The sequence below is a fragment of the Streptomyces sp. NPDC051662 genome (genome assembly GCF_040681655.1).
Lineage (GTDB): Bacteria > Actinomycetota > Actinomycetes > Streptomycetales > Streptomycetaceae > Streptomyces.
In genome coordinates this window covers 1-21,001 of the sequence record NZ_JBFAZD010000038.1, presented here as the reverse complement: position 1 = coordinate 21,001, position 21,001 = coordinate 1, and the positions used below count along the sequence as shown (strand labels likewise).

Below are 21,001 nucleotides of genomic sequence, written 5' to 3'. Positions count from 1 at the left end.
GTCAGGCCGGTACGACATCCTGCGCCGCCGGGGCGCAGCGCGCGGAATGCATGGGCATCTCGGTCAGACCCGGGTAGTAGATATGCAGACTCACGGCCGGTTCGATCGCGTCATTGACCACCTCATGGACATAGCCCGGCGCGAACACCCGCTGCGCGCCCGGCGCGAGGGTGCGGCTCCCGCTCCCCGAACGCTCCGTCAGCTCACCCGCGAGCACGGTCAGTACACCCGAGGACCGGCCGTGGTCATGTGATCCGCTGCTCTGGCCGGGCACCCAGGAGAGCAGCCACACCTCATAACCGGGACCCGTGCGCAGCCGGTGGTACCAGCGGCTGGTGGCGTCGTACTGGACGAGCGGGGCCCACTGCGCGCGGTCGGCGGCGAGGGCGCGCGCGAGGCCCGCGAACTCGGCCACCGTCGCCGGGTGCTCCCGGGCGGGCTGGAGAAGGTGCGGGACCTCAAGGAGGTCGCCGGCGATCTGGAGGTCGCTGTCGCTGTTCATGGGGCGGTGGTTCCTCGGCAGTAAGAAAGGGGCTGCGGCGGGGACGCGACGGGTGCGCGGAATCGCACGGGAGACGCGGGGAAGACGCATGGGAGATCACACGAGGGTGATCAGCGGGAGTGGAGTGGAGCGGACGGCCGGAGCCCGGAGGCGTCAACAGCAGACGGAGCTGGAACAGCGACAGCGGGCCCGGAGAGCGCTGCGGTATCCACGGAGGTGGGTCGCGGTGGGCGCGGGGTTCGCTGACATGGATCCAAAGGTTGCGAATCCGGTTACGGATGTCAACTCAATGTCCGATTTGGCCGCAATGTTTCACCTCATCCGGTTGATCCGGTCGCGGAGTGGTTTGCATGGCGGTGGACGCGGACACATCGGGCAGCGACTGTGCTCGTAAACACCTTCGCGCCCCTCGTGATCAGACTGTGATCCGGATCGCTTCCGGGGGGTGATCCGCAACAAGGTTGCGGTTTTCGACGTCTCTCCTGTCGAGAAGGAGGTGGGTGCGAACAGGCCAGTGGCATGTGTCAGGTTTTTGGTGATTTGAACACTTTCCGCATAGCCTTGGTTCCGCAGAGTGAATACCGGGCCCAATAGCAGATCTCGGCTTGACCTGGCCGGAGCCACACACTTGTAATTTCACTCGTGTCGTTCGGCCGAAATCGATAGCGGCCACATCACGGGGACGCAAAAGACAGACGAGGGGCGCACATGACCGAGCTGTTCCAGCAACTGCTGGTCGAGGACGCGGACGAGGAACTCGGCTGGCAGGAGCGCGCCTTGTGCGCCCAGACAGATCCCGAGTCCTTCTTCCCCGAGAAGGGCGGTTCCACGCGTGAGGCCAAGAAGGTCTGTCTCGCCTGTGAGGTCCGATCCGAATGCCTTGAGTATGCCCTTGCCAATGACGAGCGATTCGGTATCTGGGGCGGCTTGTCGGAACGTGAACGGCGCCGACTGAAGAAGGCCGCGATCTGACCGCCGCCTTGCCGGTCCGGTCGCGGTGGCCGGGGCCGAAGACCGGCCGGTCGCCCGGAACGACCGGCACCACTTCCTACGTATGGCACGGTCCGCAGTCTGCACCTCCCCGCAGACGGCGGACCGTTGTGTTTCCCGCCCGTCCGCCGCCCCTCCCCCCTACCGTTAGTGTGGGGCCCCGTCCGAGACGCTCCCACGCCCCTTCGGGGCGACCCCCCGGCCGGAGGGCCCGCTACCTCAATGTCCCCCACCACCGCCGCGTTCGTTTCCGCCACCGCCAGCGCCCCCGAGTTCCCGCGGCACGTCGTGACCGCGGTGCTCGTCGCCCACGACGGTGCGCGCTGGCTGCCCGACGCCCTCGCCGGGCTGCTGGGCCAGGAACGACCCGTACAGAACGTCATGGCAGCCGACACCGGCAGCGCCGACGACTCCGCCCGGCTGCTCACCGAAGCGCTCGGCCAGGACCGCGTCCTGCATCTCGCGCGCCGGTCCGGATTCGGTACGGCCGTGGAGGAGGCGGTACGCACCGCCGGGGTGCTCACGCCCGACGACCTGCCCTATCTGAAGCGGCCCAGCGGCTGGGACCCGGTGACCCGGAGCTGGCGCGACGACACGTACGACATGCCCGAACTGCCGCACGGCGAACCGGTGCAGTGGCTCTGGCTCCTCCACGACGACTGCGCGCCCGACCCCGACGCGCTCGCCGAGCTGCTGCGCGTCGCCGACTCCGACCAGTACGCGGCGGTCGTCGGACCCAAACTGCGCGGCTGGTACGACCGCAAGCAACTCCTCGAAGTCGGCGTCTCCATCGCCAACAGCGGACGCCGCTGGACCGGACTCGACCGGCGCGAACAGGACCAGGGCCAGCACGACCAGGTCCGTACCGTCCTCTCCGTCTCCAGCGCCGGCATGCTCATCCGGCGCGACGTCTGGGACGAACTCGGCGGCTTCGACCGCCGGCTCCCGCTGATGCGCGACGATGTGGACCTGTGCTGGCGCGCGCACGCCGCGGGCCACCGGGTGCTCGTCGCCCCAGACGCCGTCCTGCGGCACGCCGAGGCCGCCGCCCGGGAGCGCCGTACGGTCGACTGCGCGGGCCGCTCCGTCGTCAACCCGCACCGCGTCGACAAGGCCGGCGCCGTCTACACCATGCTCGTCAACGCGCGGGCCACCGTCCTGCCCTACGTACTGCTCCGTCTTGTCGTCGGCACCCTGCTGCGCACCCTCGCCTATCTCGTGGGCAAGGCGCCGGGCCAGGCCGTCGACGAGGTGATGGGGCTCTTCGGGACCCTGCTGCGGCCCGGCCGGATCATCAGCGCGCGACGGCAGCGCGGCAAGGGCGTCGTCGAGGCGGCCGAGCTGCGTCCGCTCTTCCCGCCGCCCGGCGCCACGGTCCGGGCCACCGTCGAGCAGATCGCCGGCAGCCTCGGCGGCGACTCGGACGCCGACGCGGGCGGCTCACGGCACGGCGCCGTTGAGTCGGGGCCCGGCGGTGACGAAGCCGACTTCATGGAGATCGAGCAGTTCGCCCGGCTGAAGAAGCTCGCGCACAAGCCGGGCCCCGTCCTCTTCGGGATCCTGCTGCTCGTCTCGCTCATCGCCTGCCGCGGACTCTTCGGCGGCGGCGCGCTCGCGGGCGGGGCGCTGCTGCCCGCGCCCGCCGAGGTCGCCGACCTCTGGTCGCGCTACGCCGACGGCTGGCATCCCGTCGGTACGGGCGTCACCGAGACCGCGCCCCCCTATCTCGCCGTACTCGCCGCGCTCTCCGCGCTGTTCCTCGGCTCCACCGGCTTCGCGCTGACCCTCCTTCTCGTCTGCTCGGTCCCGCTGGCCGGAGTCACCGCCTACTTCGCCTCACGGCCGCTGGTCGAATCGCGGCTGCTGCGCGCCTGGGCGAGCATCGCGTACGCCTTCCTGCCCGCCGCGACCGGCGCACTGGCCACCGGACGGCTCGGTACGGCCGTACTCGCCGTCCTGTTGCCGCTGATCGCCCGGTCCGCTGTCGCCGCCTACGGGATGCGCGGCGGGGCGGGCGGCGTCGCGAGCGGGGAGAGCCGCGGCAGCTGGCGGGCCACCTGGGCGTACGCCTTCCTGCTGACGTTCGCGATGGCCTTCACCCCGGTCGTATGGCCCGTGGCGCTGCTGCTCGGCCTCGGTGTCCTGGCGCTGCGCCGCGACGACCTCGCCGCGTACGGGCCGCGGGTGCTCGCCGGGCTCGGCACACCACTGCTGCTGCTCGCGCCCTGGTCGCTCTCGCTGCTCACCTCGCCGTCCGCCTTCCTCCAGGAGGCGGGGCTGGAGTTCGGTACGGGAACGGCCTCCGCGCTCGATCTGCTCGGTATCAGCCCCGGCGGTCCCAAGGCCGCCGGCGGCATTCTGCTGATCGGGATCGTGCTCGCCGCGCTGGCGGCGCTGCTGCGCGGTGAGCGGCAGTTCGCGATCCGCTCGGCCTGGGTCGTCGCGATCCTCGCGCTGGTCTTCGCCGTACTCACCAACAACTCCGGCTGGGCCGGACCCGCCACGCTGCTCTACGGACTCGCGCTGATCGCGGCGGCCGTGCTCGGCGCGGACGGCGCCCGGGAGCGCGTCGCCGCGGAGAGCTTCGGCTGGCGCCAGCCCGTCGCCGTACTCATCGCCGTCGCGGCGGGCCTCGCCCCGCTGCTGGCCGCCTTCGGCTGGATGATCAGCGGCGCGTCCGGACCGCTGGAGCGCCGCGACCCGGTCCAGGTCCCCGCGTTCGTCGCGGAGGAGAGCATCACCCGCGACCAGCCGCGCACGCTCGTCCTCGGCGGTACGTCGGCGGCCGAGGTCTCGTACTCGCTGGTGCGCGGCTCGGGCGGGCGGCTCGGTGACGCCGAGCTGACCGCGTCGGGCGGCGGCGATCCCCGGCTCGACAAGGTCGTCGCCAACCTCGTAGCGGGCTCCGGCGCCGACCAGACCGACCAGCTCAGTGGCTTCGCGATCCGCTATGTACTCGTACGGGACGGTGTGCCGCGGCAGACCAGCCGGGTCCTGGACGCCACCCCGGGGCTGACCCGGCTGAGCCAGCTGGACGGCAGCGCGCTGTGGCGCGTCGACCGGCAGATCTCACGGGCAACGATCGTCGACGGCAAGGGCGAGGGCGAGCCGCTGGCCGTCGCGTCCGAGCCGGTCGAGGCACACACGAAGATCCCGGCCGGCGCTTCCGGACGGGTGCTGCGGATCGCCGACCGGGCCGCCGAGGGCTGGCAGGCCACGCTCGACGGCAAGGTGCTGACGAAGAAGACCGTCGACGGCTGGGCCCAGGGCTTCGAACTGCCCGCCGAGGGCGGCCGTCTGGACCTCACCTACGAGGACCCGATCACGCACACCGCGTGGATCTGGGCACAGGGCGCGCTCGCCGTCGTCCTGCTGGTGCTCGCTCTGCCGGGACGTCGCCGGGAGATCGACGACGACCTGCCCGACGAGGACATCGAGATCCCGGCGCAGGCGTTGGCGGGCGACGGCCGGCGCGCGCGCAGGCTGCGTGCGGCGGCGGAGGCCGAGGCGGACGGACCGGGCCCGGAGTCCGGGCCGGGAGCCGAAACGGGCGGGACGGTCAGGACGGGCGGGATGGCCGAGACGAGGGAGACGGGGGAGACCGGCGAGTACGCGACCGCGCAACAGCCGGCCGTTCCGCCGGCGCCCGCCGCGCCCGGGGCGCCTGTTGAGGAGCCGTACGGCGGCGGGCAGGGCCAAGTCGGCCGGGACGAGCAGCAGTCGGCTTACGGGGCCGTGCCCGAGCAGCCCGCGTACGGCGAGTGGGACGCCACCGCCTACTCGGGCGCGGAGTACCCGCAGGGCCAGGCCCAGTACCCGAACGAGCAGCAGTACGGCGAGCAGTACGGCGAGGGCCAGTACCAGCAGCCGTATCAGCAGTACCCGGCGGACCCGTACCAGGAGGGCCAGTACCCCGCCGGCCAGTATCAGGAGGGCCAGTACCAGGGCGGACAGCACCAAGCCGGCCAGTACCAAGGGGAGGGCCAGTACCAGGGGGAAGGGCAGTACCAGGGAGGGCAGTACGACCCCTCGCAGTACGACCCGTACGGCTACGGGCAGCAGCCCCCGCAACCCCAGCAGCCCCCGCAACCCCCCGGGCCCCAGCAGCCCTACGCCGACGGCACGGAGAACGCACAGCGCCAGCGCCCCGACGGGAGCAGTAACCAGTGAACCGTACGACCCTCTCCCTCATCGCGGCCGCCACCGCCCTCGCCGCCGTCACCGGCTTCGCCGCCCTGTCCGCGCCCGACACGGGCGGCACGGCGGCTGCCCTGACCGCCGCCCGGCTGCCCGTGGAGCGCACCAGCCAGCTCTGCCCGGCGCCGAGCGTCTCGGACGTCGCGGAGACGACGTACACCTCCATCACACCGGCGGGCACGGCGGACAGCGGTACGGGCGGCTCGGCCGAACTGGCCGAGTCCGTCGTCACCTTGGTCGACGCCGCCGACACGGGCGCCTCCGACGACAAGGCGAAGGACGGGACGGACGCGGAGGGCGCGAAGAAGGACCCGGCGAAGGACAAACCGTTCGTCAGTCTGAAGGAGCCCGGCACACCCGTCTCCGTCGAGGCGAGCGGCGCCGAGGCACCCGCTCTCGTCGGCACCGCCACTGGCCGGTTCGCGCCCGGCTGGACCACCCAGCAGACCACCACGGTCGGCGTCGGTGACGCGCGCGGAGTGCTCGGCCTGAGCTGCACCGCCCCGGACACGGACTTCTGGTTCCCCGGCGCGAGCACGGAGAGGTCGCGCCAGGACTACGTCCATCTCACCAACCCCGACGACACCGCGGCCGTCGCCGACATCGAGCTGTACGGGAATGACGGCGCGGTCAAGTCGGAGGTGGGCGAGGGCATTCCGGTGCCCGCCAGGTCCAGCGTGCCGGTGCTGCTCTCCACCCTGACCACCGCGGCCGCGGCCGATGTGACCGTCCATGTCACCACCCGCTCCGGCCGGGTCGGCGCGGCGGTGCGCGTCGCGGACGCGGCGGGGGGCAGCGACTGGCTGGCCGCCGCGGCGGATCCGGCGGCGCGGCTGGTACTGCCCGGAATCCCGGCGGACGCCACCGACGTAAGGCTCGTGGCGTTCGCGACGGGCTCCGACGACGCCGATCTGAAGGTGCAACTGGCGGGCGCCGAAAGCACGATCACCCCGGCGGGCAGCGAGAGTCTGCATATCAAGTCGCAGATGACGGCGACCCTCGAACTGGCGGACATCACCAAGGGCCAGGCCGGTTCGCTGATCCTCTCCCCGGCGGAGGGCGCGCGTCCGGCCCCGGTGGTCGCGGCGCTGCGTGTGGTGCGCGGCAAGGGCGAGAAGCGGGAGATCGCGTTCATCCCGGCGACCGCGTCGATCGCGTCGCGGTCGACCGTCGCCGACAACCGGGCCAAGGGCTCGACGCTCTCGCTGACCGCGCCGGGCGCGACCGCGAAGGTCAAGGTCACGGCCTCGGCGGGTACCGGGGGCGGCGAGCCGGCCGAGAAGACGTACACGGTCAAGGGCGGTACGACCCTGGCGGTCACACCGCCGGTGCCGGGCGGGCTGAAGGGCTCGTACGCGCTGACGGTCGAGCCGGAGCCGGGCGGCGGCCCGGTCCACGCGGCGCGCACGCTGGAGCTGCCGGAGGACGGTGTCCCGATGTTCACGGTCCAGACGCTGCCGGACGACCGGGGGACCGTGTCCGTACCGAAGGCCAGGGAGGACCTGTCGATCCTGGACGACGGCAGCTAGGCCGGGGCCTGGACAACCGGCAGCCAGGTCAGGGCCTGGACGAGTAAGTCCGAAGCAGCGTCGTCCGCCCGGGGGCGGGCCCGGTGGCGTCCGGGTCCGCCCTCACTCCTGTCCGTACCGGGGATCGACGGACTCGGGCGCCAGCCCCAGCAGTTCCGCGACCTGCTCGACCACGACCTCGTGCACCAGCAGCGCGCGGTCGTCGCGGTTCTTCGTACGGATCTCCACGGGCCGCCGGTAGATCAGGATCCGCGCCGGGTGGTCCTTCCCGGCCGGGACCGAGCTGCCGAGCGGCACGGTGTCGTCCTGCGGGGTCGGCACCTCCATGACCAGGAAATCCACCTCGGCCAGCTGGGGCCAGCGCCGCTCAAGCCGGTCCACCGAGTCCCGCACGAGATCGCGGAAGGACTCGGAGCGGCTGGTCGACAGCGGCACCTGGGGCGGGGCGACGGGCCCACGCATACCGCGGCCGTGACGGTCGCGGCGGCGCGGCCGTGGTTCGGTCGGGCGGGGCGGTACAGGACTGTCCATCACTGACGCAGGGTAGCCCTCCCCGCGCCGCCGATATCGCGGCTACCGCCCGCCTCGTACGGCATGTCGCATATTGAGCATTCCGGCCAAGCTTGCGCTCGATTCCAGGCGTCCCCGCGATCACCGCCCTCGCTGTCATTGACGGCTTTTGTCCCAAGTCATGACTGTGTAACGGAGTGTCGCCACTCGGTCACTTCTCTTTCCATGCAGGTCAGGGCAGTTACTTCCGGCCAAGTTGGGTGGGATATCACGCCGCGACACGGGGGAGTGACCTGGTGGAGAGTCGTCGCGGCCCGCTCAAGAGTGCGGTACCGTCCAACATCGTGAGCCCTGTACGTCGCTGTTCGCGCACCGCGTGCGGCCGCCCTGCTGTCGCGACACTGACGTACGTCTATGCCGACTCGACCGCGGTCCTCGGCCCGCTCGCCACCTACGCCGAGCCCCATTGCTACGACCTGTGTGCGGAACACAGTGAGCGGCTGACCGCTCCGCGTGGCTGGGAGGTCGTCCGCCTGACGGACGGCTCGGCCCCGGCGCGCCCCAGCGGTGACGATCTGGAGGCGCTCGCCAACGCCGTACGCGAGGCGGCGCGTCCGCAGGAGCGCGCGGCGGGGGGCGGTGGCAACGGCGCGCGCGGGGCGGATTCGACCGAGGGCGGGCGCCGGGGGCATCTGAGGGTGCTGCGCTCTCCTGAGCCCTGACCTCGCCGGGCTCCGAGTCCCGCTGGTCCTGAGCCTCGGGTCCTGAGTCCTGGCCGTCGGGCTCGTCGCCTCATCGGCATCTTTTCCGGTACGGATCCTGTACGGACCATTGACCTCACCTTGGCATGGACACGAGCATTCCTCCAGCCGTGAGAGATCAGTTTCCGTATCGCGGAATCCGGAGGACTGTCGTGTACGTACAGCAACTGGAACCCGTCGCCGATTCGCTCGCCCTCTCCGCCCTTGTCGCCGCCCTCCCGCTGGCCACCGTACTGATCCTGCTCGGTGCCCTCCGGATGAAAGCCCATCGCGCGGGGGTCATCGGTCTCGCCGTCGCCGTGGTGGTGGGCTGGATCATCTTCGGTATGCCTCTCGGCCAGACCCTCTCGGCCGGTGCCCAGGGAGCGCTCTTCGGGCTCTTCCCGATCATGTGGATCGTCGTCAACGCCCTCTGGGTGTACCGGATGACGGTCCGTACGCAGCACTTCGACATCCTGCGGCGGTCCTTCGGGCGTCTCTCCGACGACCCCCGTATCCAGGCACTCGTCATCGCCTTCTGCTTCGGCGCGCTGCTCGAAGCGCTCGCGGGCTTCGGGGCGCCGGTGGCCATCTGTTCGGTGATGCTGGTGGCGCTCGGCTTCTCGCCGGTCAAGGCCGCCGTCGTCTCGCTCGTCGCCAACACCGCGCCCGTGGCGTTCGGCGCGATGGGCACCCCCGTGGTGACGCTCGCGCAGGTCACCGATCTGCCGCTGGACACCGTCGCCTCGGTCGTCGGCCGGCAGACCCCGCTGCTCGCGCTCGTCGTACCGCTCGTACTGGTCTGGCTCGTCGACGGCCGGCGGGGGCTGCGCGAGACGTGGTTGCCCGCCCTGGCATGCGGAATCGCCTTCGCCGCCGCGCAGTTCGCCGCCGCCAATTACGTCTCCGCCCAACTCGCCGACATCGGCGCCGCGCTGGCCGGAGCGGCGGCGCTGGTGGCCGTCCCCTCGGCGCGTCGGCCCGCGGCGGAGCCGGTGCGCGCCGCGGTGCTCACGGGCGTACGGAGCGAGGACCTGGACCGCGAGGACCCGCGCCCCGAAGTGCTGCGCGCCTACGCTCCGTACGCACTGATCGTGGTGATCTTCTCCGTCGCACAGATCCCGCCGGTCAAGGAGACGCTGGCCAAGGCGACGAGGGTGTTCGACTGGCCGTTCCTCGACGCCGCGGACCCGGACGGGAACCGCGTCGGCGCCAATGTCTTCTCCCTGCCCCTCGTCGCGACCGGTGGCACGCTCGTACTGCTTGCCGGACTCTTCACGGCTGTCGTCCTCGGCGTACGCGCGGGGGACGCGGCGCGGGAGTGGGCGGCGACCGTGTACGAACTGCGGTACGCGATCCTCACCGTCACGTCCGTACTGGCCCTCGCGTACGTCATGAATCTCTCCGGACAGGCGGGCACCATCGGCCACTTCGTCGCCGCGGCGGGCGCGGGACTCGCGTTCCTCTCGCCGATCCTGGGGTGGTTCGGCGTCGCGGTCTCGGGCTCGGACACCTCGGCCAACGCCCTCTTCGGCGCGCTGCAGGTGACGGCGGCGGCCCAGTCCGGCCTGTCGCCCGAACTGCTGGCCGCGGCGAACAGCTCCGGGGGAGTGCTCGGCAAGATGATCTCGCCGCAGAACCTGACGATCGCGTGCGCGGCGGTCGGACTCGCGGGCAAGGAAGGGGATCTGCTGCGCAAGGTACTGCCCTGGAGCCTGGGGCTGTTGCTGGTGATGTGCCTCATCGTGCTGGGGCAGAGCACCGCGGTGCTGGGGTGGATGCTTCCTTGAGGGCCTTGAGGGCCTGGTGCGTGTCGCCGAGGTTTAGGGACTTACGGCTGTCCGCCGGACCGTCGACAGGTCGCCGACGGGTAGTTTGAACCGACCGCAGCGGATCGCGGCGGGCCCCGCTGACCGCGGTGACAGGAACTTCTGGAGGCGTTGGCCGTGGCCGATTTGTCGCAGATCGTGAAGGCGTACGACGTGCGAGGGGTGTACCCGGATCAACTGGACGACCGCCTCGCGGAACTCTTCGGCGCCGCCTTCGTCGAGGTCACCGGCGCCGAGGCGATCGTGATCGGCCATGACATGCGGCCCTCCTCGCCCGGTCTGGCGTCGAGCTTCGCCCGGGGCGCCGTCTCGCGCGGAGCCGACGCCACGATCATCGGACTGTGCTCCACCGACCAGCTGTACTACGCGTCGGGGGACATGGATCTGCCGGGCGCGATGTTCACCGCCTCGCACAACCCCGCCCAGTACAACGGCATCAAGATGTGCCGGGCCGGCGCGGCGCCGGTCGGCCAGGACACGGGGCTGGCGGAGATCCGCGCGCTGGCCGAGGGCTGGCTGGCGGACGGCGCCCCGGCCTCGGCCACCAAGCCGGGACACCTCAGGCAGCGGGACACGCTCACCGACTACGCCGGGTATCTGCTGTCCCTGGTCGATGTTTCGGCGATCCGCCCGCTGAAGGTCGTCGTGGACGCGGGCAACGGCATGGGCGGGCACACCGTCCCGACGGTCTTCGCGGAGCTGCCGCTCGATGTGGTGCCGATGTACTTCGAGCTGGACGGTACGTTCCCGAACCACGAGGCCAACCCGCTGGACCCGAAGAACATCGTGGACCTCCAGGCCCGCGTCCTGGCCGAGGGCGCCGACCTGGGACTCGCCTTCGACGGTGACGCCGACCGCTGCTTCGTCGTCGACGAGCGGGGCCACGGCGTCTCCCCGTCGGCGATCACCGCCCTGGTCGCGGCGCGCGAGCTGGCCAAGCACCCCGGCGGCACGATCATCCACAACCTGATCACCTCCTGGTCGGTCCCCGAGGTCGTCAGGGAACACGGCGGCACGCCCGTGCGTACCCGCGTCGGACACTCCTTCATCAAGCAGGAGATGGCCGCCAGGGGAGCGGTCTTCGGGGGCGAGCACTCCGCGCACTACTACTTCCGCGACTTCTGGAACGCCGACACGGGCATGCTCGCGGCGCTCCACGTCCTGGCGGCGCTCGGCGGCCAGCGGGCACCACTGTCCGAACTGGTCGCCTCGTACGACCGCTACGCGGGCTCCGGCGAGATCAACTCCACGGTCGACGATCAGACGGCCCGCACGGCGGCGGTACGCGCGGCCTTCGCCTCCCGCGACGGCGTCACGTTCGACGAACTGGACGGACTGACGGTGACGGCCGCGGACTGGTGGTTCAACCTCCGCGCCTCCAACACGGAGCCGCTGCTGCGCCTGAACGTCGAGGCGCGCGACGAGGCGACGATGGAGCGCGTCAGGGACGAGGCGCTGGCGCTGATCCGCGCGTAGGCCGCCGCCGGCCCGCACGTCCTCAGCGGTCGGTCCCGGTCGGCGCGTCCGCGGACGTCGGTCTTCCGCCGTCGGCCCTCGGGCCCGGTCTCCGGGCCGGGGGGCGCGTCCTCTTCCCCTGTCCCGTTCCCCGTCCCGGACCGCGTACGGCGCACGACGGCCGGTCCCCGCCTGACAGCGCCCGGCGGTACGCTGACATGGCCCGATCCACCCGCACGAAGGGACCTCATCCCCATGCCGCTCGAAGCCGGCCTTCTGCAGATCCTCGCCTGCCCGGCCTGCCACGCGCCGCTCAGCGACCGCACCGCGGCCGAGACCCCCGAGCTGATCTGCACCGGCGAGGACTGCGGCCTGGCCTATCCGGTACGGGACGACATCCCGGTCCTCCTCGTCGACGAGGCACGCCGCCCCGCCTGACCAAGCAAGCGCTGCCCACAACGCCCCGCGCCCCGTGCCCGCGAGGCCCCGCGCCCGGCGATCGGAGGCCCATCCCCATGCTCGACGAGTCGTTGCTCGACGCTCCCGACGCCCTGGCGCGAGCCGACCGCGACGGTCTGCTGCGCGGCGCCGCTGAGGCCGGAGCGCGAGTACGCACCGCCCTCCGGCACACCGCGGAGGCCGGCATCGCCGGACTCGCGCCGGAAGGCCGCCCGCGTGCCGTACTGATCGCCGGTTCCGGTGCCGCCGCGACCGGCGTCGCCGATCTGATCACCGCGCTCGCCGCGAACGCCGCGCCCGTCACCCGGCTCCGCCCCACCGGCGTCGCCGCCGCGGCGGGCGCGCTGCGCTGGGCGCTCCCGGGCTGGGCGGGCCCCGTGGATCTGCTGCTGATCGCCACCACGGAAGGCAGCGAGCCGGGCCTCTCCCTCCTCGCCGAGCAGGCCTACCGCCGCGGCTGTACGGTCGTCGCCGTCGCCCCGCGCCAGTCGCCGCTGAGCGAGATCGTCGGCGGGACGCACGGACTGATGGTCCCGATGGCGACGGCACCGAACGGCCAGAACGGCGCCTACGGCCAGAACGGCTCGTACGGTCAGTCCGTTGAGCCCGGCCAGTACGGACGCGACGGCTCCGATGAGCCGTACGAGCCCGAAGGGACGCCGGCGGCCGGCCCCGGCGCGCTCTGGGCCCTGCTCGTCCCGCTGCTCGCGCTCCTGGACCGGGTCGGGCTGCTCACCGCGCCGGCCGAGACCCTCCAACTCGTCGCCGACCGGCTGGACCGCACCGCCGAACGCTGCGGCCCGGCCATCGTGACGTACAGCAACCCGGCCAAGACCCTCGCCGCCGAGCTGGCCGACAGCCTCCCGCTGATCTGGACGGAGGGCCCGGTCGCCGCCCCCGCGGGGCGCCGCTTCGCCGCCGTACTTGCCGAACTGACCGGCCGTCCCGCCCTCGCAGCCGAACTGCCCGAAGCCCTCACGGCGCACAGCGCGCTGCTCGCCGGTCACTTCGCGGGCGGCGCCGCCGACCCCGACGACTTCTTCCGCGACCGGGTCGAGGAGCCCCAGGCGTGGCGCGCCCGTGTCATCCTGCTCCGGGACCGCCCGGCCGGCGGACTGACCGCGGCCCCCGCCGCCCGCGAACTCGCGCTCGGCCATGACACGGCCATCAGCGAACTGGAGCCCGAGGAGGGCAGCGAGCTGGAGGCCCTGGCCGAGCTGGTCGCCGTCACCGACTTCGCCACGGTCTATCTGGCCCTCGCCGGGGCCGCCCCCGAGTAAGCCGGATCCGGCTCCGCGCGACCATGAGCCCCACTCGGACCCGGAACCAGACCCGGACTCACTTTCACCTTCACCACACCTTCACTGTCGCCACATCCATGCGCCACCGCGTGTCGTCGCTCCGTCACCCCGTACGAGAAAGCTCACCCCATGGACCGCCTCTCCAACACTGTGCGCCCCTACGCCTGGGGCTCGACGACCGCCATCCCGGAGCTGCTCGGCACCGCTCCCACGGGCGAGCCCCAGGCCGAGATGTGGATGGGCGCCCACCCGGGAGCGCCGTCCCGACTCGACCGGGGGCATGACTCCGGTGAACAGGCGCTCTCCGCCGTCATCGACGCCGACCCCGAGGCGGAACTCGGCGCGGCGGCGGTCAGGAAGTTCGGCCCCCGGCTGCCGTTCCTCCTCAAGCTCCTGGCCGCCGGCTCCCCGCTCTCCCTCCAGGTCCACCCCGACCTCGCCCAGGCGAAGGAGGGGTACGAGGCGGAGGAGCGGCGCGGCGTCCCGATCGACGCGCCCCACCGCAACTACAAGGACGCCAACCACAAGCCCGAGCTGATCTGCGCGCTCACCCCCTTCGACGGCATGTGCGGCTTCCGCGCCCCGGAGGCGAGCGCCGAACTGCTCGCGCGGCTGGCCATCGACTCGCTCAAGCCGTACGTCGATCTTCTGCGCGCCCACCCCGAAGAAGCCGCGCTGCGCGAGGTGCTGACCGCCGTCCTCACCGCCGATCCGGACGAGATGGCCGCCACCGTCACCGAGGTCGCCGCGGCGGCGGACCGGCTCGGCGGGGACTACGCCCCGTACGCGTCGATCGCCCACCACTACCCGGGCGACCCCGGCGTCATCGCCGCCATGCTGCTCAACTACGTACAACTCCAGCCGGGCGAGGCGCTCTTCCTCGGCGCGGGCGTCCCGCACGCCTATCTCAGCGGTCTCGGCGTCGAGATCATGGCCAACTCGGACAACGTCCTGCGCTGCGGACTCACCCCCAAGCACGTGGACGTGCCCGAGCTGCTCCGTATCGTCCGCTTCGAGGCGAGCGACCCCGGCGTCCTGCGCCCGGAGGCGTCACCCTCGGGCGAGGAGCTGTACGAGACGCCCATCGACGAGTTCAGGCTCTCCCGCTACACCCTCGCGCCCGGTGCCGAGCCGCGCGACCTCACCGCCGCGACGCCCCAGATCCTGCTCTGCACGGCGGGCACGCCGCAGGCGAACGACATCGAGCTCGCCCCAGGCGGTTCGGTCTTCGTCGCGGCGGGCGAGAAGGCCGAACTGTCCGGTACGGGCACGGTGTTCCGGGCCACAGTGGTGGTCTGATGTACCGGCCGTCCCGGCGGCTGCAACAATGTCCCGCCGTACCGCGGCGCCAGGGCCGCGCCACCGATGAAGGGACACCTCGCACCCAATGAGCGCGTCAGGCGGAACCAAGGCGATCGTGGCGGCGCTCGGCGCCAACTTCGCGATCGCAGTAGCCAAGTTCGTGGCGTTCCTCTTCAGTGGTTCGTCCTCGATGCTCGCGGAGAGCGTGCACTCCGTCGCGGACGCGGGCAACCAGGGGCTGCTGCTCCTCGGCGGCAAGAAGGCGAAGCGCGAGGCGACCCCGCAGCACCCCTTCGGCTATGGCCGCGAGCGCTATATCTACGCCTTCCTCGTCTCCATCGTGCTGTTCTCGGTCGGTGGCATGTTCGCCATCTACGAGGGCTACGAGAAGATCAAGCACCCCCACGAGATCGAGGCCTGGTACTGGCCGGTGGGTGTGCTCGTCTTCGCGATCATCGCGGAGACGTTCTCGTTCCGTACGGCCATCAAGGAGTCGAACCTCACGCGCGGCTCGCTCTCCTGGACGGAGTTCGTCCGCCGCTCCAAGGCCCCCGAACTCCCCGTCGTGCTCCTGGAGGACCTCGGTGCGCTCGTCGGTCTGGTTCTCGCCCTGGCCGGTGTGGGGCTCGCCCTGGGGACGGGCAACGGCGTCTGGGACGGCATCGGCACCCTCTGCATCGGCGTCCTCCTCATCCTGATCGCGCTGGTACTGGCGGTCGAGACGAAGTCCCTCCTCCTCGGCGAGGCCGCGGGCACCGAGGACGTGGAGAAGATCAAGAACGCGCTCGTCGACGGCGAGGTGGTGACCGGCGTCATCCACATGCGTACGCTCCACCTCGGCCCCGAGGAGCTGCTGGTCGCCGCCAAGATCGCGGTCGAGCACAACGACACCGCAGGCGAGGTCGCCCAGGCCATCAACGCCGCCGAGGCCCGGATCCGCGAGGCGGTCCCGATCGCCCGGGTGATCTATCTGGAGCCGGACATCTACAGCGAGTCGGCCGCCGCCGCGGGCACCAACCCCGCCAAGGAACAAGGCGGTCCGGCCTCCACTACCACCCACTGAGTCCCGGTCCTTTCCTCCCTCCACTTCCCCTCCCCTCCTTCTGATCCCTTCATGATCCATTTCCCGTTCGGCTGTGGGCCCATGGGCCGGTCGGTGTAGATTCGTCTGGAGAGCCAGACGTCGCTGCTGATGGCGGTCGGGCGGCCCGCGATTGCGGACCGGCCGAGGGAGAGAGGGCCTCCGACGGACTGTGCTGCGGGGTCTCGGGCATTCGTATGCCCGACGCCGCAGAGCCAGCCGTACGTACCCACCCTCGACCCGATTTACGAGGAGCAGCTCGTTATGACGACTGTCGCCAACCGACAGGACTTCAAGGTCGCCGATCTCTCGCTCGCCGAGTTCGGCCGCAAGGAGATCACCCTCGCCGAGCACGAGATGCCCGGTCTGATGTCGATCCGCAAGGAGTACGCGGCCGCCCAGCCGCTGGCCGGCGCCCGTGTCACCGGCTCCCTGCACATGACCGTGCAGACCGCGGTCCTCATCGAGACCCTGACGGCCCTCGGTGCCGAGGTCCGCTGGGCGTCCTGCAACATCTTCTCCACCCAGGACCACGCCGCGGCCGCCATCGCGGTCGGTCCCCAGGGCACCGTCGACAACCCCCAGGGTGTCCCGGTCTTCGCCTGGAAGGGCGAGACGCTGGAGGAGTACTGGTGGTGCACGGAGCAGGCCCTGACGTGGCCGAACACGCCCACCGGCGGCCCGAACATGATCCTCGACGACGGTGGTGACGCCACCCTCCTGGTGCACAAGGGCGTCGAGTTCGAGAAGGCCGGCGCGGCCCCCGACCCGGCCACCGCGGACAGCGAGGAGTACGGCTACATCCTCCGTCTGCTGAACCGCACCCTCTCCGAGAACCCGCAGAAGTGGACCCGTCTGGCGTCCGAGATCCGCGGTGTCACGGAAGAGACCACCACCGGCGTGCACCGGCTGTACGAGATGCACCGCGACGGCAGCCTCCTCTTCCCGGCGATCAACGTCAACGACGCGGTCACCAAGTCCAAGTTCGACAACAAGTACGGCTGCCGCCACTCCCTGATCGACGGCATCAACCGCGCCACCGACGTCCTCATCGGCGGCAAGGTCGCGGTCGTCTTCGGCTACGGCGACGTCGGCAAGGGCTGCGCGGAGTCGCTGCGCGGCCAGGGCGCCCGCGTGATCATCACGGAGATCGACCCGATCTGCGCCCTCCAGGCGGCGATGGACGGCTACCAGGTCTCCACGCTCGACGATGTCGTCGGTATCGCCGACATCTTCGTGACCACCACGGGCAACAAGGACATCATCATGGCCTCGGACATGGCCAAGATGAAGCACCAGGCGATCGTCGGCAACATCGGTCACTTCGACAACGAGATCGACATGGCCGGCCTCGCCAAGATCGACGGCATCGTCAAGGACGAGGTCAAGCCGCAGGTCCACACCTGGACCTTCCCGGACGGCAAGACGCTCATCGTCCTGTCCGAGGGCCGCCTGCTGAACCTGGGCAACGCGACCGGCCACCCGTCCTTCGTGATGTCCAACTCGTTCGCGGACCAGACGCTGGCCCAGATCGAGCTGTTCACCAAGCCGGAGGAGTACCCGACCGATGTCTACGTGCTCCCCAAGCACCTGGACGAGAAGGTCGCCCGGCTCCACCTCGACGCGCTCGGTGTGAAGCTGACGACGCTCCGCCCGGAGCAGGCCTCCTACATCGGCGTCAAGGTCGAGGGCCCGTACAAGCCCGACCACTACCGCTACTGACACACCTCCGTAGGCACCTGTAGCTACCTGTAGGTACCTCCGCGGTAGTACCCCGCTGCAACGGACAGGCCCCCGCACCCCCGTGTCGGGGGCCTGTCCCGTGCGTGGCGAGGAAGAGTGTCAGACGCCGAGGCTCCGAAGGACCGGAAAGACCCCATGCCCCGCGGCCGTTATTCGCTCCATGATCCGCACGATCACACCCCTCTCGGTGACGAACACTTCCACTGCGCGCCCGGCCCCTCCGGCTGGCGCTATGTCTCCCAGATCACCACTCCCTCCGGCGACCACTCCGGCTCCGTCGATCTGGCCCTCGACGAGCTCGGCCGCCCCATCCGCCTTCAACTCCACGCCGCGAGCTGGCAGATCCGTGGCGCCGCACTCGACGGCGTCACCTGGGTCCGTACCGACCCCACCGGCACCCATGCCACCGAAGGCAACGTCCGCGCCCATGCCTTCACCGGCACCTCCCCCGCGTTCCTTGTCGCGACCGCGCGACTTCTGCGTCTCACGCCCGGCTCCCCCGCGACCCGCGTACGCCTTGTGGCCTTCACGGATCCCGTCCTCGCTCCCCGTACTCTCGATCAGTCCTGGGCCCTGGTGAACAGTGAAGCGCACGGCACTGACAACGGACCGCTGACAGTGGACGAGTACCAGGTCAGCGCCCTGGACACGGGCGAGCAGCACACGGTTCACCTCGCCGGCGACGTGGTGCTCTCGGCCCCCGGCATCGAGCTCGAAGACCTGGAATCCCCGCCGTCCGTCCTGCCCTGACGCGGGCCGTGCCCGATGCCTACGCCGGCGGGGCGAACCCGGTGGCCGGGGGCGCCACGGCTTCGGACGGCGCGGGCGCGGGTGCGGGGGACGGAACCGGTGAGGCGGCCGGGGCTTGGAAGGCCGGAGCTTGGAAGGACGGGGCCTGGAAAGGGGCTGGAGCAGTGGCCTGGTCCGGGACCGGTATCGCCACCGGAGCAGCAGGGGCCGGATCCCGGCTGGGAACCGGGGCCGGGCCGGGAGAGGCGCCGAAGGCCCGTCGCGCGTCCCGCGCCTGCCGCTCATGCACGACGGCGGCCAGAAAAGCGCCGGCGGGGATCCCCTGCGGCGCCGGAGCCCCGGTGCGCGCCGCCAGATCACCCGCGAGCCGCTCGGCCATCGACCAGCTCACTCCGGCGTCGAGCTGCCCCATCCGCGTCAGGTACTGGCGTATGGCGAGCCACAGATCGTCCGGCACGGCGGACAGGTCCAGCTCCGCGAACCGTCCCGCGAGCGACGGCGGAGGCGGCGGGACCATGGCCGGGTGCGTCACCGGCACCCGCTCCCGTACGACGAGGGTCCCCGCGAAGACATCCCCGACCCGCCGACCCCGCGCCGAGACCAGCGACGCGATACAGGCGATGACTCCGAACGACAGCAGGATCTCCACGACCCCCATCGCCCCGCGCACGAGCGCGTGCCGGAACCGGACCGGCCCGCCGTCGTCCCGTACCACGCGCAGCCCACAGGCCAGCTTCCCCAGGGAACGTCCATGGCTGAGGGTCTCCACGGCGATCGGCCCGCCTACCAGGACCAGCAGAAACGTCGCGATGGACAGGGCCATGAGTGCCGCTTCGTCCAGGGAGCCGGCCGCGAGAGCGATTCCGACGGACACCAGCAGATAGGCCGTCCAGGCGACCACCATGTCGATCGCCAGCGCCAGCGCCCGGCTCGGCAGCCTCGCCGGGCGCAGCCCGAGTACCACCGCGTCGCCCGTCACAAGCTCATTCACCGGTGCCCCACCCATCGCCGGACCTTCTCTGCCCCTGAAGTCCTCAGTCTGCCAAGCTGGCCCGCAGCGCGTCGCGGCAGTGGCCATGGCCCTGGCTGCGACGCGCTGGCCGCGCAGTAGTACGGACCGTACGCACCCAGTGCCTGGAGCAGCAGCCGACCATGGACCTCGATGTCTTCGTGACAGCCCACCGTGCCGAGTGGGACCGCCTGGATCATCTCCTGCACCGCGGGCGCCACCTCACCGGAGCCGAGGCCGATGAACTCGTCGCTCTCTACCAGCGCACCGCCACCCATCTCTCGCTGATCCAGTCCACCGCCCCGGACCCGGCGCTCACCACGCGTCTCACCCAGCTCGTGGCCCGAGCCCGTGCCACGGTCACCGGAGCCCGCCGGGCCACCTGGCGCGACGCCGCGCGCTTCCTCACGGCCGGCTTTCCCGCGGCTGTCTACCGTTCCCGGCGCTGGTGGATCCCGACGGCGATCCTCTCCACTCTCCTGGCCGCCCTCATCGGCTGGTGGATCGGAGCCCACCCGGAGGTCCAGTCCGCGATCGCCGCTCCGGACGAACTGCGCCGGATGACCCGGCCCGGCGGTGAGTACGAGACGTACTACTCAAGCCATCCGGCGGCGTCCTTCGCGGCCCAGGTCTGGACGAACAACGCCCAGGCCGCCGCCATGTGCCTCGTCCTGGGCGCCTTCCTCTGTCTGCCGGTCATCTGGGTCCTCTTCGTCAACGTGCTCAACCTGGGAGTGGGCATCGGTCTGATGTCCTCGGCCGGCCGCCTCGATATCTTCCTCGGGCTGGTCCTCCCGCACGGCCTGCTCGAACTGACAGCGGTCTTCGTCGCCGCGGGTACGGGTCTCCGACTCGGCTGGACACTGATCGACCCGGGCCCGTACAGCCGTCGCACCGCCATGGCCCAGCAGGGCCGCGCCGCACTCGGCATGGCCATCGGCCTGGCGCTCGTCCTCTTCGTGTCAGGTCTGATAGAGGGCTTCGTGACCCCGTCCGGCCTGCCCACCTGGGCCCGGATCGCCATCGGCGTGGCAGCTGAGGCGGCTTTCCTCGCTTACGTCTACATCCTCGGCGGACGGGCCGTACGGGCGGGGCAGACGGGTGACGTGGAAGCCGCGGACCGCAGCGCCGAACTTCCGGTCGCGGCCTGATGTGCGTATCGCGGCCGACACCTGTTAGTCTCCTCTTCGCCCCACAACGACCGTTGACACGGTTGGCGTGGGGAGGTAGATTTGAACGGTTGCCTCGAAGTTGGACAAGCTTCGAGAGCAGTTGATCATTTCTACGCGGCTCGCGGTGGGAATCGAATTCCCGCGCAGCCCTTCCGATTCGACATCCAGATCACCAAGGCCGATCAGATCGGTCCGAATGTTTCTGCTAAAGTCGGGTCAGCCGAAAGGCATAAGGCCAGTCCGCAGGCCATCGGAATTCATGAAGCAGAACACGCCGAATGAATCTGATAGAGTCGGAATCGCCGGAAAGGGAAAGCGCGAAAGCGAAGAACTGGAGGGCGGCCCCGCTCCGACGGGGAATCGGACACGAAAGAGTCTGATAGAGTCGGAAACGCAAGACCGAAGGGAAAAGCCCGGAGGAAAGCCCGAGAG

16 protein-coding genes are annotated in these 21,001 nt (G+C 70.9%); 13 read left to right on the top strand and 3 right to left on the bottom strand.

What is annotated here, in order from left to right; genetic code table 11:
* Nucleotide 1 precedes the first annotated feature (1 nt).
* Nucleotides 2–502 carry a cysteine dioxygenase family protein gene (locus AB0M67_RS37440; protein ID WP_365752095.1) on the bottom strand — a complete coding sequence of 167 codons (501 nt, stop codon included), beginning with the start codon at nucleotides 500–502 and terminating at the stop codon, nucleotides 2–4.
* Between the two features lie 708 nt (nucleotides 503–1,210).
* Between AB0M67_RS37440 and AB0M67_RS37435 the strand changes: the two genes are divergently transcribed.
* The 3 genes from AB0M67_RS37435 to AB0M67_RS37425 all read left to right on the top strand — a co-directional run bounded on the left by AB0M67_RS37435 (nucleotide 1,211) and on the right by AB0M67_RS37425 (nucleotide 7,218).
* Nucleotides 1,211–1,474, top strand: a complete 264-nt coding sequence (locus AB0M67_RS37435) for a WhiB family transcriptional regulator (protein WP_014046372.1) — start codon at nucleotides 1,211–1,213, stop codon at nucleotides 1,472–1,474.
* 240 nt (nucleotides 1,475–1,714) lie between these two features.
* Nucleotides 1,715–5,662 carry a glycosyltransferase gene (locus AB0M67_RS37430; RefSeq protein WP_365752094.1) on the top strand — a complete coding sequence of 1,316 codons (3,948 nt, stop codon included), beginning with the start codon at nucleotides 1,715–1,717 and terminating at the stop codon, nucleotides 5,660–5,662.
* Nucleotides 5,659–7,218: a DUF5719 family protein gene (locus AB0M67_RS37425; RefSeq protein WP_365752093.1), complete on the top strand. Its 1,560-nt coding sequence runs from the start codon at nucleotides 5,659–5,661 to the stop codon at nucleotides 7,216–7,218. The genes AB0M67_RS37430 and AB0M67_RS37425 overlap by 4 nt, the downstream gene beginning before the upstream one ends.
* Nucleotides 7,219–7,320: 102 nt before the next feature.
* Here AB0M67_RS37425 and AB0M67_RS37420 read toward each other — a convergent pair whose 3' ends face one another.
* The gene (locus AB0M67_RS37420) at nucleotides 7,321–7,749 is read right to left on the bottom strand and encodes a metallopeptidase family protein (protein WP_249952721.1); all 429 of its coding nucleotides are present in this window, start codon (nucleotides 7,747–7,749) and stop codon (nucleotides 7,321–7,323) included.
* 275 nt (nucleotides 7,750–8,024) lie between these two features.
* Here AB0M67_RS37420 and AB0M67_RS37415 point away from each other — a divergent pair, with 275 nt between their 5' ends.
* The 9 genes from AB0M67_RS37415 (at nucleotide 8,025) to AB0M67_RS37375 (ending at nucleotide 18,388) form a co-directional block, all read left to right on the top strand.
* Nucleotides 8,025–8,450: a DUF3499 domain-containing protein gene (locus AB0M67_RS37415; RefSeq protein WP_365752092.1), complete on the top strand. Its 426-nt coding sequence runs from the start codon at nucleotides 8,025–8,027 to the stop codon at nucleotides 8,448–8,450.
* A 191-nt stretch (nucleotides 8,451–8,641) separates the two neighbouring features.
* A complete protein-coding gene (locus AB0M67_RS37410) occupies nucleotides 8,642–10,258 on the top strand; it encodes an L-lactate permease (RefSeq protein WP_365752091.1) in 1,617 nt (538 codons plus the stop codon).
* 156 nt (nucleotides 10,259–10,414) lie between these two features.
* Nucleotides 10,415–11,773 carry a phosphomannomutase/phosphoglucomutase gene (locus AB0M67_RS37405; RefSeq protein ID WP_365752090.1) on the top strand — a complete coding sequence of 453 codons (1,359 nt, stop codon included), beginning with the start codon at nucleotides 10,415–10,417 and terminating at the stop codon, nucleotides 11,771–11,773.
* Between the two features lie 234 nt (nucleotides 11,774–12,007).
* Nucleotides 12,008–12,190 (top strand): Trm112 family protein, encoded by a 183-nt coding sequence (locus AB0M67_RS37400; protein ID WP_351415551.1) that lies wholly within the window; start codon nucleotides 12,008–12,010, stop codon nucleotides 12,188–12,190.
* A gap of 77 nt (nucleotides 12,191–12,267) precedes the next feature.
* Complete coding sequence (locus tag AB0M67_RS37395; RefSeq protein ID WP_365752089.1) at nucleotides 12,268–13,491, top strand: SIS domain-containing protein; 1,224 nt, start codon at nucleotides 12,268–12,270, stop codon at nucleotides 13,489–13,491.
* A gap of 150 nt (nucleotides 13,492–13,641) precedes the next feature.
* The gene (manA, locus tag AB0M67_RS37390) at nucleotides 13,642–14,811 is read left to right on the top strand and encodes a mannose-6-phosphate isomerase, class I (protein WP_365752088.1); all 1,170 of its coding nucleotides are present in this window, start codon (nucleotides 13,642–13,644) and stop codon (nucleotides 14,809–14,811) included.
* Between the two features lie 88 nt (nucleotides 14,812–14,899).
* On the top strand, nucleotides 14,900–15,877 hold the full coding sequence (locus tag AB0M67_RS37385; RefSeq protein ID WP_365752087.1) for a cation diffusion facilitator family transporter: 978 nt from the start codon (nucleotides 14,900–14,902) through the stop codon (nucleotides 15,875–15,877).
* A 282-nt stretch (nucleotides 15,878–16,159) separates the two neighbouring features.
* Nucleotides 16,160–17,617, top strand: a complete 1,458-nt coding sequence (gene ahcY / locus AB0M67_RS37380; RefSeq protein ID WP_365752086.1) for an adenosylhomocysteinase — start codon at nucleotides 16,160–16,162, stop codon at nucleotides 17,615–17,617.
* A gap of 156 nt (nucleotides 17,618–17,773) precedes the next feature.
* Entirely contained in the window at nucleotides 17,774–18,388 is a 615-nt protein-coding gene (locus tag AB0M67_RS37375) for a hypothetical protein (RefSeq protein ID WP_249952530.1), read from the top strand.
* Nucleotides 18,389–18,407: 19 nt separating this feature from the next.
* On the opposite strand, the gene AB0M67_RS37370 is transcribed toward AB0M67_RS37375, so the two are convergent.
* Complete coding sequence (locus AB0M67_RS37370; protein WP_365752085.1) at nucleotides 18,408–19,379, bottom strand: RDD family protein; 972 nt, start codon at nucleotides 19,377–19,379, stop codon at nucleotides 18,408–18,410.
* Between the two features lie 161 nt (nucleotides 19,380–19,540).
* Between AB0M67_RS37370 and AB0M67_RS37365 the strand changes: the two genes are divergently transcribed.
* On the top strand, nucleotides 19,541–20,548 hold the full coding sequence (locus AB0M67_RS37365; RefSeq protein ID WP_365752084.1) for a stage II sporulation protein M: 1,008 nt from the start codon (nucleotides 19,541–19,543) through the stop codon (nucleotides 20,546–20,548).
* Nucleotides 20,549–21,001: the final 453 nt, after the last annotated feature.

Bases quoted from the DNA above. Each gene is read 5' to 3' on its own strand.
- AB0M67_RS37440 (WP_365752095.1), bottom strand. From the start codon at position 502: ATGAACAGCGACAGCGACCTCCAGATCGCCGGCGACCTCCTTGAGGTC.
- AB0M67_RS37435 (WP_014046372.1), top strand. From the start codon at position 1,211: ATGACCGAGCTGTTCCAGCAACTGCTGGTCGAGGACGCGGACGAGGAA.
- AB0M67_RS37430 (WP_365752094.1), top strand. From the start codon at position 1,715: ATGTCCCCCACCACCGCCGCGTTCGTTTCCGCCACCGCCAGCGCCCCC.
- AB0M67_RS37420 (WP_249952721.1), bottom strand. From the start codon at position 7,749: ATGGACAGTCCTGTACCGCCCCGCCCGACCGAACCACGGCCGCGCCGC.
- AB0M67_RS37400 (WP_351415551.1), top strand. From the start codon at position 12,008: ATGCCGCTCGAAGCCGGCCTTCTGCAGATCCTCGCCTGCCCGGCCTGC.
- AB0M67_RS37395 (WP_365752089.1), top strand. From the start codon at position 12,268: ATGCTCGACGAGTCGTTGCTCGACGCTCCCGACGCCCTGGCGCGAGCC.
- manA (WP_365752088.1), top strand. From the start codon at position 13,642: ATGGACCGCCTCTCCAACACTGTGCGCCCCTACGCCTGGGGCTCGACG.
- AB0M67_RS37385 (WP_365752087.1), top strand. From the start codon at position 14,900: ATGAGCGCGTCAGGCGGAACCAAGGCGATCGTGGCGGCGCTCGGCGCC.
- ahcY (WP_365752086.1), top strand. From the start codon at position 16,160: ATGACGACTGTCGCCAACCGACAGGACTTCAAGGTCGCCGATCTCTCG.
- AB0M67_RS37375 (WP_249952530.1), top strand. From the start codon at position 17,774: ATGCCCCGCGGCCGTTATTCGCTCCATGATCCGCACGATCACACCCCT.
- AB0M67_RS37365 (WP_365752084.1), top strand. From the start codon at position 19,541: ATGGACCTCGATGTCTTCGTGACAGCCCACCGTGCCGAGTGGGACCGC.